This is a genomic window from Caproiciproducens sp. CPB-2 (assembly GCF_036287215.1).
In the GTDB taxonomy this organism is placed as follows: domain Bacteria; phylum Bacillota; class Clostridia; order Oscillospirales; family Acutalibacteraceae; genus Caproiciproducens.
Genome location: NZ_CP142860.1, coordinates 1,524,971 through 1,543,429 on the forward strand (window position 1 = coordinate 1,524,971; position 18,459 = coordinate 1,543,429).

Genomic DNA, 18,459 nt, shown 5'->3' on the forward strand with positions numbered 1-18,459 from the left:
TTATAGTTCCCTTCTATGTGTTTATTCTACTTCGGCTTTTGCAGCGTTACTGACAATTTCAATTTCTTTCTCGTTCAGTATCTTGCTGGTGTCCAGCAGCATGACGACTTTGTTGTCCACCTTCCCGATACCGGTCAGATATGCCGTGGTACGATCCTTGGACATCCTTGGAGCGGGCGAAATATTTTCGTCGCCGATGGTCGTAACCTCGTCGACGGAATCCACGATGAACCCTATATGGGTTTCTTCAATTTTCGTTACGATAATACAGGTATGCTCGTCGTATTCCACTTCTTCTTTTTTAAATCTCAGGCGCACGTCTATCACAGGGATGATATCGCCGCGGAGATTGATGACTCCCTTGGCGTAGCTGGGGGAGTCGGGGATGGGTGTGATTTCCTGTTTGCCGATGATCTGGACCACGTCCGCGATTGGAACGCCGAACAGCTGATGATCGGTCCAGAAGGTCAGGTACTTGCCCTTCATTTCATTGGTTTCGATTTCCTCATCCGATAATGCCAGATTTTTTTCATTCTCCATTTTTTACCACCCTATCATCAATATAAAATATGTGTATCTTATTTCGGCTCGTCTTTTTCTTCGCGTGAGTTTTTGATTTGTTCCCTCTGCTTTTCAAAAATAAATTTGCACAAAAGGTCAAACTGGCGGGTTGAGTTATCCAGAAAAGAACAGCCGTACCCGTTCAGTGCATAATCCACGGGACTGGTTCGCTGAACCTGACAGCAAAATGTGACCTCCATATCATACAGCTCCAGCGTCATGATAAAGGACTGGCCGATATCGAGATATTCCCTCGTTGTGATAAATACGCCGCTCAGACTCAGATCCGTCACAGTTACGCCGAACAGCTTCATTTCCTCCTCTTCAGGCGATGAATCTTCCTGAAGCAGGAAAGCCCTTGTCGGAATGTTGACTTTCAGGCGGAAAAAGCTTCTTCGCTCAAATTCGGTAAGGCTTTGCAGATCCGTAATCGTCATCATTTCCGAGGTAGAAAGAAAAACCTTCCCAATCAGTACTTTGAAACCCAGAGATTCATTGTAAATATTGATTTTCACAGGCATATTGCAATGCAGGGTCGGCAGGATGTCAAAACTGTTCTGAACTTTAACGGAGTCCTTACGGATTTCGCTGAGGATTCCGGTAGTGAGCAGTTCGTTGGTAAGAGTCTTGATTTCACAGGGCGAATGCTGATATTGTTCAGAAAGCGGATACATGGGAAGAACCTCCAAAACAAACGTATTCGGCAAAATTACTTAACAGGGAGTTGGACTTCCTCGCCGTCTGAAAGGATCTTTTCAATATCCAGAAGCATTACCGCATTTTCGTTCAGGGTGGCAATTCCTTTTACATAATGGTTTGCCGTGTCCCTTGCGAATCTGGGGGTCTCGCTGATCTGGTTTTTGGAAACGTTTGTGACGTCGTTTACACTGTCGACGATGAATCCGACGCTCAGATCGCCGGTCTCAGCCACGATGATGCTGGTGTGGTCGTCATACTCCTTTGGAGCCTTGTTGAACTTCAGTCTGATATCCACCAACGGAACAATTTTTCCCCTCAGATTAATAACGCCGATGATAAAAGGCGGCAAATTAGGGATGAAGGTGACGGGCTGCATCCGGATGATCTCGACCACCTGGCTGCTCGGAATTGCGAACAGCTGCCCGTCAATAAAGAAGGTAAGATATTTTTCCGTCGTCATATTCTCATTGACCGAGGTCGTAATTTTGTTTTTTACTGCTGTTGTTTCTGCCATACTGTTTCACCTTTTCTACCGCTGCCGTTTCGGTAAGAGTTTTTGTGCTGCCAATCCCGGCATTATTTTGGCGGCACGCAATCATCAAGTCATATAAAAAATCCTATAGATATATATCGGCTTAATTTCAAAATAATTAGTATTACAGCTCGGAAAATATCTGTTTTTCCGGGCTTTTTTCCGGAGCGGGTACGGGGTCTTTCTGCGAAGGGGCCGTTCCTTTTCCCGCAGCCTCGAAGGAGTAGTTTAAAAAATATACGTAAATGTCCACAATGGCCTGATAGAGTTCGGGGGGGATTTCCGTTCCCGCTTCCAGCTGGGAAAGGAGGGAAGCGAGGGAGTCGTCGTGATAAACCGGCACGCCGTTCTCCTGCGCAATGTCTATGATTTTCTGCGCCGCATAGCCGGAACCGGAAGCGACGACAACCGGTGCGCTGTGCGGGGAATCCTGAGCATACCGCAGGGCGGCGGCGTGATTCGTCCGGTCATACTGTGACATCGATGACATTCTTCCTTTCGTAGATTCTTTTTAAAACCCGCTTTTCTATACTTGGGCTGCCTTCCTGCAGAAACTCAACGCTCTGCGCGGACAGGCCGTTTTTGGCAAATATTTCGGAAATCCGGCTTCCGATTTCCCGGCTGTTTTTCATTAAAGCGGGCGGGCAGCGCATCTGGATGTCGGCTTTCCCACGGGAAAGGGCAATGGAAGCTTCAAAATTTCCCAGAGCCTTGATGTCGAACGACAGATAGAGCCGGACCGGCTTCGGTTCCCCGCGGCTTCTTTTTGAAGTTTTTTCGCTGTCGTCGTCTTTTTCGATCCAGATTTCTGAAAACAGGAACTGACCGTTGTAATTCAGCGGCAGCAGAAGATGGGTGAAGGGCATATAAACGCTGTTGTCCAGCAGCAGGGAAAGGACCGTATCCTTGTAAACCGACTGGCTTGCGCCGGAAGGGCTTTGGCGCAGGTTTTCGGAAAGGACCTTCATCAGGGAATCGTACAGCTGGTTTTCCGGCTTCTGGGCGGCGTTGGTGACGCTCTTCAGAAACATGGCCCGGATTTGACTCATTTTGTCCTCGGGCAGGTTGAGCTCGTATTTGCAGTAGTCGAGCAGTGCCGTAAGCTTCTCCACGACTTCCTGATGGGAACTGATGTTCAGGCGGGCGGTATGATGGACCAGAAGGGTAATGGTGTCCCTTGCTGCGCCGAAGTCGTTGGTGGAAGCGACATACTTGCTCAAAAGGGGAAGAACTTTCTCCTTCAGCAGGTTGAGGTTCCTATCCAGGCTGTTGACAGGCTGCTCGGTCATCATCTGGTCCGCCAGCTCCCGCAGCTGTTTGCCGTAGGCGCCGGGAATCTGATGGGCGAGGGTGTCAAGGCTCTGGGCGATCGCCGATGTGGTTTCCGAGATTGAAAAATACCCGTCGAACGCCTTCAGAAAATCGGCCAGAGGCTTTTCCAGGCCGCTTTCCGGATATTCGTTCATCAGGTTTCGGAGAACGTCGAACACGGGCCCGGAAAATTTCGTGTGATTGCTTCCCTGAAACATGAGGTTTTTCAACATGTCGTCCGGCTGCATTTTCATTGCGGCGGAGAGCTGTTTCATCAGCAGGGAGACCGGCCTGTTGTCATGGACGTTTTCCGAGCGGCTGAAGGTTTCAAATACGATTTTCTGCAAAGTCTGTGAAAGCGCGGGCGTTTCGCCCAGCTGCTGCAGAAATTTACTGAAAACGGAATTCCGGTTCAGCAGCAGATCAAAGTTGCTGTTCTGGTTGCCCTGCTTGTCGGTATTTGGCTGAAGCACCTTCGTAGGGTCGATGGGCACCATGGATTCCGGCTGTTTTGTCGATGAAATTTTAGGAAGGCTTTCATTTGTGGTAACGGGTGCGGTAATTCTCAGGTTATCGGGCATAAAATCACCTCGAAAATATAAATTGACGTTAATTTTATAAAATTTGTTACGATATATATATTACAAAGTATTATTAGGCGGTGAAAATTAATGGACAACAATATGGAATCCATGCTGGAAGTATATTTATTTGAAGCAAACGACCTGCTTGAGCACCTTGATGAAATCCTGATTAACTGTGAGAAGGCGAATGCTTTCGATACCGACAGCATCAACGAGATTTTCAGGATCATGCATACGATTAAAGGTTCTTCCGCAATGATGCAGTTCAACAGTCTGATGACGATTTCGCACAAGGCGGAAGATTTATTTTACTATGTACGTGAGAACGGCATCGACGAAAAGTACAACGCGGAGCTTTTCGAGCTGATGTTCCGTTCCAGCGACTTTATCAAGGACGAAATATCCAAGGTGGAAAACAATGAGCCGCTCACAACAAATATCGGCACTTTTGAGCAGGAAATTAACGATTTCCTTAAAAAGATTTCTCAAAAAGAATCCGAACACGCCGAAACTCAGTCTCAGATTCCGGTTCCCGCACCGGTTCCCGAACAGCCTGCGGTTCCGTCCAAAGCCATTCCTGTGAAAGAAGCTTCCAAACAGATTCAGGCGTCTGCCGTTCCCGCCCAGGCAGATCCGGATTATCCCTATTCTGTCAGGGTGTTTTTCGATGAAGAAACAGAAATGGAAAACCTTCGCGCCGTCATTCTGGTAAATGCAATCAGGGATATTTATCAGGATATCCGGTATTTTCCGCAGGATATCGAAACGAATCCCGCCAGCGCCGAAGAAATCATCAGGAACGGCTTCCTGATTTCTTTTAAAGAGCAGCAGGGCCTGGCGAGCGTGCTGAAAATTATTGAGAATTTTGTCTATACCAAAAATTATACCGTTTTGGACAAACCGGGGAATGCGTCAAGAGCAGAATCTGCGGAAAAAACGGCTTTGGGGAACAGCGCGGCCGGTCAGGAAACCCAGGGAACCAATCATGGCTCCGTTAAGCAGAATCTGATCAACGTCAATCTTTCCAAACTGGACAACCTGATGGATTTGATGGGGGAAATCGTGATTACCGAGTCCATGGTGACGACGACTCCTTCCGCCCAGAGCGGCACGGGAGTGGACAATAACTTTAACAAGGCGTCCCGCCAGCTGCGCAAGCTGACGGACGAGCTGCAGGAAGTTGTAATGTCCATCCGGATGGTTCCGATTTCCGGCGTATTCCAGAAAATGAACCGTATCGTGCGCGATATGAGCAAAAAGCTGGACAAGGATGTCCAGCTGGTCATGGTCGGCGAGGACACCGAGGTGGACAAAACCATCATTGACAATATCGGCGATCCGATCATGCATCTGGTCCGCAACGCCATGGACCACGGGATTGAGACAAAGGAAGAGCGCGCGCAGACGAATAAATCCCCCAGAGGCACCATTACGCTCTCCGCTCAGAACACGGGCGGCGAAATTCTGATTTCGGTGCAGGACGACGGCAAGGGCATCGACAAAAAATCCGTCCTGGAGAAAGCAAAAAGACAGGGACTCCTGAAAAAGCCGGAAAAAGAGTATTCCACCCGCGAAATCTATAACTTTCTGCTCATGCCCGGATTTTCCACCAATGACGTCGTGACGGAATATTCCGGCAGGGGGGTTGGAATGGATGTTGTAAAAAAGAATGTGGAGAAGGTTGGCGGAGACGTTTCCCTGATCAGCGAGGTCGGGAAGGGGACCAAAATTCTCTTTAAAATCCCGCTTACGCTGGCCATTGTGAACGGCATGAAAATCTCCGTCGGTGAGACGGTGTTTACGATTCCGATCAACAATATCCGCCAGTCGTTCAAGGTGGACCAGTCCAGCCTCCACTATGACACCGACATGAACGAGATCATCATGGTCCGCAACCAATATTATCCGGTCCTCAGGCTGTACAAGATTTTCGGGATCGAAACCGAAATTACCGACATCGGCAGCGGCATCGTCATTCTTGTGGAGACGCACGAGAAGGCGTACTGCATTTTTGCGGATGCTCTTTTGGGGGAACAGCAGGTGGTCGTCAAATCCCTGCCGATTTACCTCAACCAGTACAATGTGAAAGAAACCGGCATCACCGGATGCGCCATTCTTGGCGACGGCAGCATCAGCCTGATTCTGGATATCCTCAATCTTTACAACAATAACTGATGTTTCAGGGGAGATATGAAATTCGCGGAGGAAAACGATGATACGTTTGACCGATAAAGAGTTCAACGATATCGTAGCTTACATAAAAGGCAATTACGGGATTAACCTTACCAACAAGAGACAGCTGATAGAATCGCGAATGCAATCCGTTTTGCTCGGAAAGGGAATTGACAATTTTTCGGACTATTTTGATTTGATAAAGCAGAATAAATCCGACGAAATCACCGCAATGCTGAATAAGCTTACGACGAACCATACTTATTTTTACAGAGAACCCGCACATTTCAATTTTTTAAAGAATACCATCCTGCCGATGCAGGAAAAGATGAACGCCCGCAGGGACATCCGCATTTGGAGTGCCGGGTGCTCGTCGGGGGAGGAAGCGTATACCGCCATCATGACGATGATGGACTATTTTGGGCTGAAAAGGGCCGGCTGGGATTTCCGGATCCTCGCGACGGATATTTCCCTGAAAGCCATGGAAGCGGCGAAACACGGACTGTACGGAACGGAATCCCTGAAGGATATTCCAAAGGCTTGGGAACAAAGGTATTTTATCAAACAGGGCGAAAATCTTTTTGAATTAAAGGAAGAAGTCAGAAATCAGGTCTTTTTTAAACGGCTGAATCTTATGGAACCGTTTTCGTTCCAGCAGCCGTTTGATTTGATTTTCTGCAGAAATGTCATGATCTATTTTGACCAGCCGACCAAAAATGCGCTGATCAACAAGTTTTACGACGTGCTGAAGCCGGGCGGCTATCTTTTTATCGGACATTCCGAAACAGTGCAGAGAGATACCTCGAAATTTTTATATGTTGAACCGTCAGTCTATCAGAAAGGATCAGTATCAATATGCCGATGAATCGAAGAATCCGGGTCCTCATTGTAGACGATTCTCTCTTTTTCAGAACAGCGCTGCAGAAAGCGCTGCTGAGCGACGCGAATATTGAAATCATCGGGAGCGCATCCAATGTGGCCGAAGCGGAGAAAAAAATCATGGACCTGTCTCCGGACGTCGTGACCATGGATGTGGAAATGCCGGATATGAAGGGGACGGATTTCCTGAAAAAGATGATTCCCGTCCATCCGGTTCCGGTAGTTCTGGTCAGCTCGCTCGATATTGGAATCTTTGAGGCTTTAAGCGCGGGAGCGGTTGATTTTGTACTGAAGCCGAACCTGCGCGACAGCAGCGACTTTTCCATTTTTTGTCAGGAACTGTGTGTCAAAATCAAAATTGCCTCTTCCGCAAAGGTGAAGCACACGCCCTCCCTTGCCTCGATCGCTTCCCTCCCGCTTGTTCTGTCAGGCAAGGACCCGACGGAGCATATTATCGCTATCGGAGCGTCTACGGGCGGCACAGAGGCTACCGCCGAAATTCTGCAGCAGCTTCCCGGCGATATACCGGGGATTCTGGTGGTGCAGCATATGCCCGCGGGTTTTACCAAGATGTATGCGGACCGGCTGAACAAAATCTGCAAATTTACGGTCAAAGAGGCGAGTGACGGGGACCGGGTCGTGCAGGGGCAGGCACTGATTGCCGCCGGGGACAGGCATATGACCCTGGAGAAGGATTTTAAGGGCTACTATGTGAAGTGCGCCGCGGGGGAAAAGGTCAGCGGCCATTGCCCGTCGGTGGATGTCCTGTTCCGCTCGGTGGCCAGAACGGCCGGTAAGGACGCCATGGGCATTATCCTGACCGGTATGGGCAAGGACGGAGCGAATGGGCTTTTGGAAATGCGGCAGAAGGGCTCCTATACCATCGGACAGGACAAACAGTCCTCCGTAGTCTATGGAATGCCGATGGTGGCATTTGAGATCGGCGCGGTTGAAAAACAGGCTCCCTGTTCCTCCATTGCCAGACTGATCATCCAAAAATTAAATAAATAATATTTATGGTGAAAATATTTGTCTAAATTGATTAAATTTTACGAAATATTGTCGATATAGAATAGGGAAAAGCATTCTTTGGTTGTGGTTGTGTGTGAGAATGCGTTACTTTTCGTGCTTGAGCTGTAGCGAAAAGCACTCCAGAAAAAGCACTTCAGAAGGGTACGTGGTATTAAGTGAAAAAAGAAAGAAAAAAGAAGATCAAGGTAAAAAAGAAGACCAGCCTGAAAAAAACTCTTCTTCTCGGAATGGTGGGCCTGGCGGTTGCAATCAGCGTCGTTTGCGGCGTGACAAACGCTTTTTTGCTTTACTCCAATTCCAGCAGCAATATGGTTTCCCTGATCAACACAAATTCGGTTGCTTATAATTATGCCGTGCAGCAGGCGATCGATATGTATAAGCTGAGGGCGGAATCCATTGCCACCAATGAACAGATCACCGACGAAACGCTGCCCGTTTCCTCCAGAAAAGCAGTGCTGCAGACGCTTTGCCAGCGGTATAGTTTCATGGAAGTCGGTCTTGCGGATTCCAACGGAAGAACGCTGGACGGCACCGACATCAGTGACAGCAACTATTTTCAGACGGCACAGACAATAGGGACCACCTATGTTTCCAGCCCCGTGGTCAGAAAAACCGATTCCAATGTTGTGCTTTACGTTGCGGCCAAGGTGAACAACGGAAGCAACCATGGCGGCGTCGTCTACGCGGCTTTGGCCAGCGATACTTTCAGCCAGATGATCGACAATATTGCCGTCGGCAAATCCGGGTACGGGTTTATCGTTGACAAATCGGGTACGATCATCGCCCATAAGGACAGAAAAAATGTCCTTGAATTCGTTAATTATATCAATAAGGCGAAAGAAGACGGTTCCTATGCGGGTGCCGCGTCAATCGTCAAAAATATGACTTCAGGAAAAACGGGAAGCGCGACCATTACGTTAAACGGCACCAAGCAGCTGGTAGGATATGCTCCGATCAGCGGTACGGACGGCTGGTCCATGGCGGTCAGCGCGAATGTCAATGAGATGATGAGCGGATGCTATACCGCGGTCGCCATCACCGTCGGTTTAATGCTTCTTTTCATTCTTTTGTCCGTCGTGGTTGCCTTCAGAATCGCCGGGCCGATCGCCAAGCCGGTCGAAGGCCTTGTACAGCGTATTGAGAAACTGTCGGAAGGCGATCTCCATTCCGAAGTACCTGTGATCAAAAGCAGGAATGAAATCGGCGTTCTTGCGGAGACCTTCTCCAATACAATCGATATACTGACCAGTTACATAGGAGAGATTGCCGTCGTTCTGGACAGCCTTTCCATGGGTGACTGTACGATTGAAGTAACAGAGGATTATAAAGGTGATTTTGTATCGATCAAAACGTCCCTGAGCACCATTATCGACAATCTGAACAATATCTTCTCTGGTATCAACGGATCGGCGGATCAGGTGGCGAACGGTGCAGGCCAGGTTTCCTCTGCTTCGCAGGCGCTTTCACAGGGCGCTACGGAGCAGGCGAGCTCCATTGAGCAGCTTTCGGCCTCCATTACGGAAATTGCGGACGAAGTCAATAAGAATGCCAGCAATTCCCGTTTGGCGAGTCAGCTGTCGTTGGAAGCGTCCAGCGAAGTTGAGGTCGGAAACGAGCACATGCAGCAGATGGTGGAAGCCATGGCGCAGATCAGCGAAACTTCACAGGAGATCGGCAAAATTATAAAGACGATTGAGGATATTGCCTTCCAGACCAATATTCTCGCGCTCAACGCCGCGGTGGAAGCGGCACGTGCCGGCGCGGCGGGGAAAGGCTTTGCCGTTGTCGCGGATGAGGTCCGCAATCTTGCGAGCAAGAGTGCGGAAGCCGCGAAAAATACCACGGACCTGATTGAAAGCTCGATCAGGGCGGTGGAAAACGGCACAAAGATCGCGGATGAGACTGCGAAGTCTCTCAATAAAATTATAGACAGCACCAGAAAGACTACGGACCTGATCGGGGAAATTTCAAAGTCTTCGGATGGTCAGGCCTCTTCCATCAATCAGGTCACAATGGGTGTCGATCAGATTTCCGCCGTGGTGCAGACCAACTCCGCAACGGCGGAGGAAAGCGCGGCGACCAGCGAGGAACTGAGCGCACAGGCGCAGCAGCTCAAGGAATCCCTTGCGTTCCTGAAGCTGAAGGATTCCGCCGGAAGCGTCCCGGACGGAGCGGGAGGCCCGACTTCCTCTCTTGACGCCGGTTCCGTTTCCGAAAGCGGTCAGAGCAGCAAATATTAAATTCCGATATCATAAAATCCCTGCGGCCGGTTCCAGTTCGGCCGCAGGGATTTTTTTATGGGATCAGAGCTCTTTTGTCCAGTATTTCCGGTCAAGGCTGCGGTACTGCACCGCTTCGGCAACATGCCGCGGCTCGATTTCTTCGCTTTGATCCAGGTCCGCAATCGTGCGGGAAACCTTCAGAATCCGGTCATAGGCCCTTGCCGAAAGCCCGAGCTTTTCAAACGCTTTTTTCAGCAGCTCCCGTCCCGGCTCGCTCAGCCGGCATACTTCCTGGAGCATATCCGGCGTGATTCTCGCGTTGCAGGTAACGGCCGTGCCTTTGAAACGCTCGTTTTGCAGCTTCCTGGCGCTGTTTACTCGTTCTTTAATAACTGCGGAGCTTTCGGCCTTTTCCCGGGAACTGATTTCGTCGAACTCTACCGGCGGGACCTCTATGTGCAGGTCCAGCCTGTCCAGCAGCGGGCCGGAAACCCTGGAAAGATAGCGGGAGACCGCGCCGGAGGAACAGGTGCACGGCTTGGTCGGGTGCCCGAAGTAACCGCAGGGGCACGGGTTCATCGCCGCCACCAGCATCACGGCGCTGGGATAGGAGATGGTACCGTTGACGCGGGAAATCGTCACTTTGCCGTCCTCGATCGGCTGTCGCAGGACTTCCATTGCTCCGCGGGAAAATTCGGGCAGCTCGTCCAGAAACAGCACCCCGTTGTGCGCCAGGGAAATTTCTCCGGGGTGCGGAACGTTTCCGCCGCCGGACAGGCCCGCGGGCGATACCGTGTGGTGGGGCGAACGGAACGGGCGGGAGGTGATCAGGGAAACTCCGTCCGGAAGGGTGCCCGCAATGGAGTGAATTTTGGTGGTTTCAATGGTTTCTGCAAACGTCATGTCGGGAAGAATGGATGGAATCCGTTTCGCGAGCATGCTTTTTCCGGAGCCGGGAGGGCCGATCAGGAGAACGTTATGCCCGCCCGCCGCGGCAATTTCCAGCGCGCGCTTCGCCTCGTTCTGCCCCCGCACCTCCGAAAAGTCCGGTAAAGGAGGATGATTTTGCCGCGATGCCGGTACTTCCGAGGCGGGGAGAATTTCTTCCCCTCCGGCGAAATGCCTCATCAGCGTCGGCAGGTCCCTGACGGGGTAAACGGAAATCCCCTCCACGACCACGCCTTCGGCGGAATTCGCTTCCGGTACGTAGAGCTTTTGAAAGCCCGCCTCCTTTGCCTTGATCGCCATGGGAAGCACACCTTTTACGGGGCGTACCTCTCCCGTAAGCGACAGCTCTCCGATAAACACGCTGTCCTCCACCCCGGCGTCAAGCTGGCCGCTTGCTTTCATCAGCGCGACAAAGAGGGGCAGGTCGTAAATCGGTCCCTCCTTGCGCTTGTCGGCCGGACCAAGATTCACCGTTATTTTATGTACGGGAAATTGAAACCCGCAGTTTTTCATCGCGGAGCGCACTCTGTCCCGGGATTCTCTCACTGCCGCGTCCGGCAGTCCGACCACGTCAAAACCGGGCAGACCGACGCTGATGTCGGCTTCAACAGCCACGGTAAAGGAGTCCAGACCATACAGCCCCATGCTGTAGGAACGTGATACCATCCCCATTCCTCCCTTTATTTTTCTAAAATGATTATACTCCTGTCGAATTCTGTTGGCAATTCCTGACTTGGAATAAAATGGACGCTTTACAGAATCCGCTCCTCGGCATATAATAATATCAAACATTTGTTCTATTACCAATCGAAGAAGTCATGCAACCGCAAACTTGCGGGACGATTTTGCTTTCTGCGCTGGCCGCGCTTACCGTCTTGACATGATTTCTCGGTGCATGACAGGTTTTTCGATACTCTGTATTCTATTGATTCTACAATGAAAAATAAGCAGATTCCCCAGTACCCATTAAGATAGGGCGGGGGATACTGAAAAACGGTATGCGGAGGAATGTATCGTGGAGCGGGTTATCTTACACTGTGATCTGAATAATTTTTTCGCTTCCGTGGAATGCAGGGACCATCCCGAACTCTTTGGAAAATCCGTCGCGGTCTGCGGCAGCGTGGAGGACCGTCACGGGATTGTGCTGGCTAAAAACGAGCGGGCCAAAGGCTTCGGCGTGAAAACGGCGGAGCCCGTCTGGCAGGCGAAGCAAAAATGTCCGGACCTGCTGGTCGTTCCGCCTCATTTTGACCGGTATCTGTATTTCTCCGGTCTGGTAAAACAGATTTATCTCAGCTATACGAATCAGGTGGAGGCTTTCAGCATCGACGAATGCTGGCTGGATGTGACCGGAAGCACCCGCTTGTTCGGAAACGGGCCGGAGATAGCGGATCAGATACGGGACCGTACAAAATCGGAGCTGGGCCTGGGCGTTTCCATCGGGGTCAGCTTCAACAAAATCTTTGCGAAGCTCGGCAGCGATATGAAAAAACCGGACGCCACTACCGTGATTACCCGGGAAAATTTCAGGGAAAAGGTGTGGCCCCTTCCGACGGATTCCCTTCTGGGAGTGGGCAGGGTGACCGCCCGGCGCCTGAATTCGCTGGGAATCAAAACGATCGGCGACCTGGCGCGCACCGATTCCAAATACATCGTTTCTTCCTTCGGGAAAATGGGATACGACATGTGGAAAAACGCGAACGGGCTGGATGATTCCGGGGTATGCTCAAGCGAGGTTTCCTCCGCGCCGAAAAGCATTGGCAACAGCATCACCTGCGTTCATGATCTCTTCGACCTGGATGAGGTCTGGCCGGTGCTGCTGTATCTTGCCGAAAAAGTCTCTTTCCGCATGAGGGACGCCGGGGTGATCGCTTCGGGCCTTCAGCTTTCCATCAAGGATAACCGCCTGCGTGTTTCGCAGCATCAGATGCAGCTGGAGGTTCCCACCCGGCTGACGATGGATCTGGCGCGGGCGGCGAAAGAGCTGTTTCAGAAAGGCTACGGATGGCCCTGTCCTGTGCGGGCGCTGGGCATCAGCGGATTCGGCCTTTTGCCGGAGTCGGAAATGCAGCAGACATCCCTTTTTCACAGTGTCCTGTGCGATGAAAAAATGGAACAGCTGGAAAGCCGTATGGAGCATGTCAGAAACAAATACGGAAAAGCCTCCGTCAGGCGCGCCGTGCTGATGGAAAAGCTTCCGCTTCCCACGGGGGCGGAGAAAAGCGCTGATTAAGATTTTTCTGGATGTTTTACGATTCTTATGATATAATGAAAATGTTCCTTTATCAGGCCTTGTTTGTAAATAAAAAATCGATGGATTTTCGGATATAAAGCGTCTTACCCGCCTATGTCACCCACGGCCATGGCCTATTTAATACGGTTTTCTGCACACTTCGCTTTGAGGCCCTCTGAGGGAACCTCCGGGCCAAACGTGTTTGCAGGCGCAGCTGCCGTATGCCGGGTGCTTTTGATGCGGTCGGGCGTGATTTTAGCCGATCAGGATTTTTGCTTTACAAACAGGGCTTGATCTGTGTAAATGAAAAATATTGCGGAGGTCAAATCAGACATTGTCCGACAAAATTGGTATTTTTATAAAATTTAACTAAATAAAACAAATATTTAGCTTCAAAAGCAAAATATTTGTTGACTTAATAGACACAATGAGGTATGATAGATGCAGAATTCAAGTTTAATGTGAGCCATGAGGTGTTGGGCTTGGTTGATAACAACCATTTTAATAAAATGGCAGATTATACCGACAGTCAGCTTGCCTGCCTTGTGAACAGCGGAAATTCGGATGCTTTTGTGGAACTTACCGCGCGTTATATGTCGCTGATCAGAGTCAAGGCGGCGCCGTTTCGCTGTGCGATGCTGGAAGCCGACGATCTGTGCCAGGAAGGACTTTTGGGCCTTTTAAATGCGGCGCGTACTTATGACTCAGCCGGGAAGGCCGGTTTTAAAACATATGCCGGCGTTTGCATCAATAACCGGATTATTATGGCTTACCGCACGGCGGCCAGCCGCAAAAATCTTCCGCTGAATAATTTTGTTTCTCTCAGCGACGACGGTTCGCACATGGATATGACAGATTGCGCCTCGGATCCTGAAGCGGTGCTGATGGACAGCGAAAGCTACGCGGCCATGCAGCTGCGGATGAAACAGTTGCTTTCAAAGCTGGAACAGCAGGTGCTGACGCTTTATTTGGGCGGCTGCAGTTACCACGATATTTCGGTGAAACTCGGTGTTTCCTCAAAGGCAGTCGATAATGCTCTGCAGCGGGTTCGGCTGAAATTAAAACAGTTGCTCTTAGTTTAGTATATTCATTTCATATGCCCGGGTAGCTTAAGTAGAGCGTTGGTAATCAAAGGCGGCGGTGCAAATCCGTCTATGGGCAAATATCTTTATCCAAAGCGAGGTAAATTAAATGTACGAAGACAAGACTCTCATCTGCAAGGAATGTGGCGCTGAATTTGTATTCACCGCCGGTGAGCAGGAATTTTATGCTTCCAAAGGGTTCGTAAATGAGCCGCAAAGATGCAAAGCCTGCCGCGATGCTCGTAAAAATGCTGCCAAGCCAGAGCGTGAAATGTATACCGCTATCTGCGCAAGCTGCGGCAAGGAAGCAAAGGTCCCCTTTAAGCCGCGTGAAGACCGTCCTGTATATTGCAGCGAGTGCTTTGCAAAGATGAGGGAAGAATAAGCATATAGCCTGATATTTCTTATTCGTGACCAGGTACCCCGGATTGATTTCCGGGGTATTTTATTTTCGCCAAATCAGAAATGTATTGCAAAGATTGGACACGGGTATTATAATATACATGAAATCTATTGAAAAGCTGGAGGATTCTAAACAATGGCTGCTATAACGAAAGATACCATTATTGGTGATATTCTTGATATTGACGAAACCACGGCGCCTTATTTCCTGGAAATGGGCATGCATTGTCTGGGCTGCCCCGCTTCCCGCGGAGAAACCCTTGAGCAGGCCTGCCTGGTTCACGGCGTGGATCCGGACGCAATGCTGAAAAAGCTGAACGATCACATCGCGTCTAAATAAAAGAATTTCTGAACACGGCCGCCCGGCAATCAAGTTGCCGGGCGGTTCTTAAGTATGGGGGACGGTGCGTGCTTTTTTGGGCTGCCGTTCCCCTGTCCCGGTTTCCTCTGATGCCGATAGGAAGCTGTGCGGGCATTTCTGTCCGTAGGGAAGCCGGCGAATATCACTTTATAAAGGGGTGTGCCGGATGGGACTTCATCCTTTATTCACTTTGGGCGGCAGGCTTCAGCTCTGCGCCTCCATGGTCCGGCCGGGTACGGCCCTGGCGGACATCGGCACCGACCACGCGTACCTGCCGATCTGGCTTGCGAAGCAGGGGCTTGTTTCCCGCGCCATTGCGGCGGATATCCGCCCGGGGCCGCTTCAGTCCGCACAGCAGAATATCCGCCGCTACCGTGTGGAGGAGCTTGTTTCCACACGTCTGTCCGACGGGCTGGAAGCGATTTTTTCCGTGGAGGCGGACGATATCGTCATCGCCGGAATGGGCGGCGAAATGATGATCCGGATTATTAAAAACGCGCCCTGGCTGCGGGACGGAGAAAAAAGGCTGATTTTGCAGCCGATGACGTCGATCCCCCAGCTGCGTGAATTTCTTGCGCAGCAGGGCTTTGCGGTTCTGCGGGAACAGGCGGCTGTGGAAGACGGCCATGCTTATTCGGCCATGCAGGTACAGTATGCTCCCGAAAAAACCGGCACGGACAGCCTGTACCCCTATATCGGGAAGCTGGACGCCGCGACGGAGGACAGCCGCGCGTACATGCGTAAGGTGATCGCCCAGCTTGAAAAAAAGGCCGGGGGACTGTCCGTTTCCGGCCGGCAGGAAGAAGCCGCCGCGCTGATCCGTACGGCGGAACAAATCAAAATAAAAATGCAAAAGGAGCGGTAATATGATTTCCGTTGGTGAGATTTACGATTACATTGACAGCTTTGCGCCGTTTCGGTCGGCAATGAGCTTTGACAATCCGGGTTTGCTGGTCGGAAACAGGGAAGCCGGGGTGTCTTCGGCGGTTTTGTCGCTGGACATTACGCCCGCGGTTGTTCAGGAGGCCCATGAACTCGGGGCGGAACTGATTGTCAGCCACCATCCGGTCATTTTTCATCCGCTGAAAAGCCTTTCCGCGGATTCCGCGCCTTATCTGCTGGCCAAATACGGCACCGCGGCAATCTGCGCCCACACCAACCTCGACATGGCGGCGGGCGGGGTGAACACCTGCCTGGCGGAGCGCCTGAGGCTCCGGAATGTGGGTACGCTCGGGGAATACGAGGATTCCGGCCTGCCCGAGGCACTGGAGGGGGAAACCGGCTGCGAATATACGCCGGAAGCCTTCGCGCGGTTTGTCAAGGAAGCGCTGGGCTGCGACGGGCTGCGCTTTACGGACGGAAAACGTACGATCACGCACGTGGGCCTTTGCAGCGGCGGCGGTGCGGATTTGGTCTATGCCGCGGCACAGGCCGGCTGTCAGGCGTTCGTAACCGGGGAAAGCAAGCACAATATTTTGCTGGATGCCGAAAATATGGGAGTGACTCTGGTCGACGCCGGGCATTTCCATACGGAAAATCCCGTGATTTTACCGCTTGCGGTAAAGCTGAAAACAAAATTCCCCGACGTAGCCTTCTTTGAGTCAAAGCGGATGCACAGCCCCGCAAAATATCTGTAATGCGCATACACGGGAGGAATATCAATGGCTCTTGACGGAGCATTTTTACATCATATCAAAAAAGAAATAGAGGAAAGCGCAATCGGCGCAAGGGTGGATAAGATCTACCAGCCGAACAGAGAGGAAATGGTTCTTTCCCTGCGCACGTACAGGGAAACCCTGAAGCTGCTGATGTCCGCAAGGGCCAACAGCGCCAGGATCCATTTTACGCGCTCTGTCCCGGAAAATCCGAAGGTCCCGCCGATGCTCTGCATGCTGCTGCGCAAAAGGCTGGCCGGGGCGCGCCTTGCCGCAGTGCGTCAGCCCGGGCTGGAGCGGATGCTCTGCCTGGATTTCGACGCGGTCAGCGAACTGGGCGACGAAATCCGCCTGACGCTGGTCATGGAGATCATGGGGCGCTACAGCAATATTATTTTTGTCGACGAAGCGGGAAAAATCATCGATGCCCTCAAACGGGTGGACGCGGAAATGTCTTCCGAGCGCCTGGTGCTGCCGGGGCTGACGTATCAGCTGCCGCCGCCGCAGGACAAGCTGTGCCTTTTAACGGACTCCGTTCCTGACATAATCGAAAAAATTCAGCGGGTCCCCTCGGATACGGAGCTTTCAAAAGCCATTTTAAATACGCTGCAGGGAGTTTCCCCGATCGTCTGCCGCGAGCTGGAACATCTGACCGGCCGTGGGGACGATATCAGCACGAAATCGATGTCTGCCCAGCAGTGGGAACGGCTTGCTTTCTTTTTGGGCAGAATGGCGGATACGGTCAAAAATGTGGACGGAAAGCCGCACATGGTGGTAAGCCCCGTCCAGAAGCCGATGGACTTCTCTTTTATGAATATTGAGCAGTACGGTCTGACCGCGGTTGTGAAACCGTACTGCGATTTTTCCACCCTTCTGGACGCGTTTTACGACGAGCGCGACCGGATTGACCGTATGCGGGTGCGTTCGCAGGATTTGCTGCGCGTTCTGACCACCACCTCCGACCGCCTCAGCCGGAAGATGAACCTGCAGCGGGCGGAGCTTGCGCACTGCGCGGAGCGAGACGACCTGAGGATCTGCGGCGACCTGATCAACGCCAATCTGTACAATATCCCGAAAGGTTCGGCGATGGTTGAACTGCAGAATTTTTATGAGGAGTCGATGCCTCTGGTCAAGGTCAAGCTGAATCCCGCACTTTCCGCTTCCCAGAACGCGCAGAAATATTATAAGGAATACCGCAAAGCGCGTACCGCCGAGGAGATGCTGACCGCTCAGCTTCAGCAGGCTCAGCAGGAACTCAGCTATATCGACACCGTATTTGAGGAGCTCAGCCGGGCGGCGACGGAGCGCGACCTTTCCGAAATCCGCGCCGAACTGATCGAACAGGGCTATATCCGCGCGCCGAAGGGCCGCCAGAAGCAGCCTGCGGCCATGGGGCCCATCGAATTTGTTTCCTCGGACGGCTTTCCCATTCTGGTGGGGCGCAATAACCGTCAGAACGACCACCTGACGATGAAGCAGGCCAATAACAACGACCTCTGGCTCCATACGAAAAACATTCCCGGCTCCCACACCATCCTTTCGACGCAGGGGCGCGCTGTGACGGAAACCGCGATTTACGAAGCGGCCATGCTGGCGGCTTTCCACAGCAGGGGAAAGGACTCCTCCAAGGTTCCCGTGGATTATACGGAGGTGCGCAATGTCAGCAAGCCTCAGGGCGCAAAACCCGGCATGGTTATTTATGTAAACTATAAAACCGTTTACGTTACCCCGGATGCTGCATTTACAGACAGCCGCAAAGCAAATTAAATTGGTAAAAACATGAGAT

17 protein-coding genes are annotated in these 18,459 nt (G+C 51.4%); 11 read left to right on the forward strand and 6 right to left on the reverse strand.

The annotated features are described in order from the left end of the window. Positions 1–21: 21 nt before the first annotated feature. From VXK30_RS07545 to VXK30_RS07565, 5 genes are all read right to left on the reverse strand, one after another. Complete coding sequence (locus tag VXK30_RS07545; protein WP_275714233.1) at positions 22–540, reverse strand: chemotaxis protein CheW; 519 nt, start codon at positions 538–540, stop codon at positions 22–24. A 38-nt stretch (positions 541–578) separates the two neighbouring features. Continuing rightward, on the reverse strand, positions 579–1,235 hold the full coding sequence (locus VXK30_RS07550) for a PilZ domain-containing protein (protein WP_275714234.1): 657 nt from the start codon (positions 1,233–1,235) through the stop codon (positions 579–581). A 35-nt stretch (positions 1,236–1,270) separates the two neighbouring features. Next, a complete protein-coding gene (locus VXK30_RS07555; RefSeq protein ID WP_275714236.1) occupies positions 1,271–1,774 on the reverse strand; it encodes a chemotaxis protein CheW in 504 nt (167 codons plus the stop codon). A 142-nt stretch (positions 1,775–1,916) separates the two neighbouring features. Continuing rightward, complete coding sequence (locus tag VXK30_RS07560; RefSeq protein WP_275714238.1) at positions 1,917–2,273, reverse strand: EscU/YscU/HrcU family type III secretion system export apparatus switch protein; 357 nt, start codon at positions 2,271–2,273, stop codon at positions 1,917–1,919. Next, complete coding sequence (locus VXK30_RS07565; RefSeq protein WP_275714240.1) at positions 2,260–3,684, reverse strand: hypothetical protein; 1,425 nt, start codon at positions 3,682–3,684, stop codon at positions 2,260–2,262. The genes VXK30_RS07560 and VXK30_RS07565 overlap by 14 nt, the downstream gene beginning before the upstream one ends. A 90-nt stretch (positions 3,685–3,774) precedes the next feature. Between VXK30_RS07565 and VXK30_RS07570 the strand changes: the two genes are divergently transcribed. From VXK30_RS07570 to VXK30_RS07585, 4 genes are all read left to right on the forward strand, one after another. Beyond that, entirely contained in the window at positions 3,775–5,862 is a 2,088-nt protein-coding gene (locus VXK30_RS07570; protein WP_275714242.1) for a chemotaxis protein CheA, read from the forward strand. A 37-nt stretch (positions 5,863–5,899) separates the two neighbouring features. Continuing rightward, complete coding sequence (locus VXK30_RS07575) at positions 5,900–6,724, forward strand: CheR family methyltransferase (protein WP_275714244.1); 825 nt, start codon at positions 5,900–5,902, stop codon at positions 6,722–6,724. Beyond that, positions 6,715–7,749 (forward strand): protein-glutamate methylesterase/protein-glutamine glutaminase, encoded by a 1,035-nt coding sequence (locus VXK30_RS07580; RefSeq protein ID WP_275714246.1) that lies wholly within the window; start codon positions 6,715–6,717, stop codon positions 7,747–7,749. The genes VXK30_RS07575 and VXK30_RS07580 overlap by 10 nt, the downstream gene beginning before the upstream one ends. 176 nt (positions 7,750–7,925) lie before the next feature. Beyond that, complete coding sequence (locus tag VXK30_RS07585; RefSeq protein ID WP_275714248.1) at positions 7,926–10,010, forward strand: methyl-accepting chemotaxis protein; 2,085 nt, start codon at positions 7,926–7,928, stop codon at positions 10,008–10,010. A gap of 63 nt (positions 10,011–10,073) precedes the next feature. Here VXK30_RS07585 and VXK30_RS07590 read toward each other — a convergent pair whose 3' ends face one another. Continuing rightward, a complete protein-coding gene (locus VXK30_RS07590; protein WP_275714250.1) occupies positions 10,074–11,606 on the reverse strand; it encodes a YifB family Mg chelatase-like AAA ATPase in 1,533 nt (510 codons plus the stop codon). A 349-nt stretch (positions 11,607–11,955) separates the two neighbouring features. Between VXK30_RS07590 and dinB the strand changes: the two genes are divergently transcribed. The 7 genes from dinB (at position 11,956) to VXK30_RS07625 (ending at position 18,440) form a co-directional block, all read left to right on the forward strand. Continuing rightward, positions 11,956–13,173 (forward strand): DNA polymerase IV, encoded by a 1,218-nt coding sequence (dinB, locus tag VXK30_RS07595; protein ID WP_275714252.1) that lies wholly within the window; start codon positions 11,956–11,958, stop codon positions 13,171–13,173. A gap of 482 nt (positions 13,174–13,655) precedes the next feature. Further along, entirely contained in the window at positions 13,656–14,255 is a 600-nt protein-coding gene (locus VXK30_RS07600) for a sigma-70 family RNA polymerase sigma factor (RefSeq protein ID WP_275714254.1), read from the forward strand. 109 nt (positions 14,256–14,364) lie between these two features. After that, on the forward strand, positions 14,365–14,640 hold the full coding sequence (locus VXK30_RS07605; RefSeq protein ID WP_038323857.1) for a zinc-ribbon domain containing protein: 276 nt from the start codon (positions 14,365–14,367) through the stop codon (positions 14,638–14,640). Positions 14,641–14,793: 153 nt separating this feature from the next. Next, positions 14,794–14,997 (forward strand): DUF1858 domain-containing protein, encoded by a 204-nt coding sequence (locus VXK30_RS07610; RefSeq protein WP_275714258.1) that lies wholly within the window; start codon positions 14,794–14,796, stop codon positions 14,995–14,997. Positions 14,998–15,184: 187 nt separating this feature from the next. After that, a complete protein-coding gene (locus VXK30_RS07615) occupies positions 15,185–15,883 on the forward strand; it encodes a class I SAM-dependent methyltransferase (RefSeq protein ID WP_275714260.1) in 699 nt (232 codons plus the stop codon). A gap of 1 nt (position 15,884) precedes the next feature. Beyond that, on the forward strand, positions 15,885–16,655 hold the full coding sequence (locus VXK30_RS07620; protein WP_275714262.1) for a Nif3-like dinuclear metal center hexameric protein: 771 nt from the start codon (positions 15,885–15,887) through the stop codon (positions 16,653–16,655). 24 nt (positions 16,656–16,679) lie between these two features. After that, positions 16,680–18,440, forward strand: a complete 1,761-nt coding sequence (locus tag VXK30_RS07625) for an Rqc2 family fibronectin-binding protein (protein ID WP_275714264.1) — start codon at positions 16,680–16,682, stop codon at positions 18,438–18,440. The last annotated feature ends 19 nt before the right edge of the window (positions 18,441–18,459 follow it).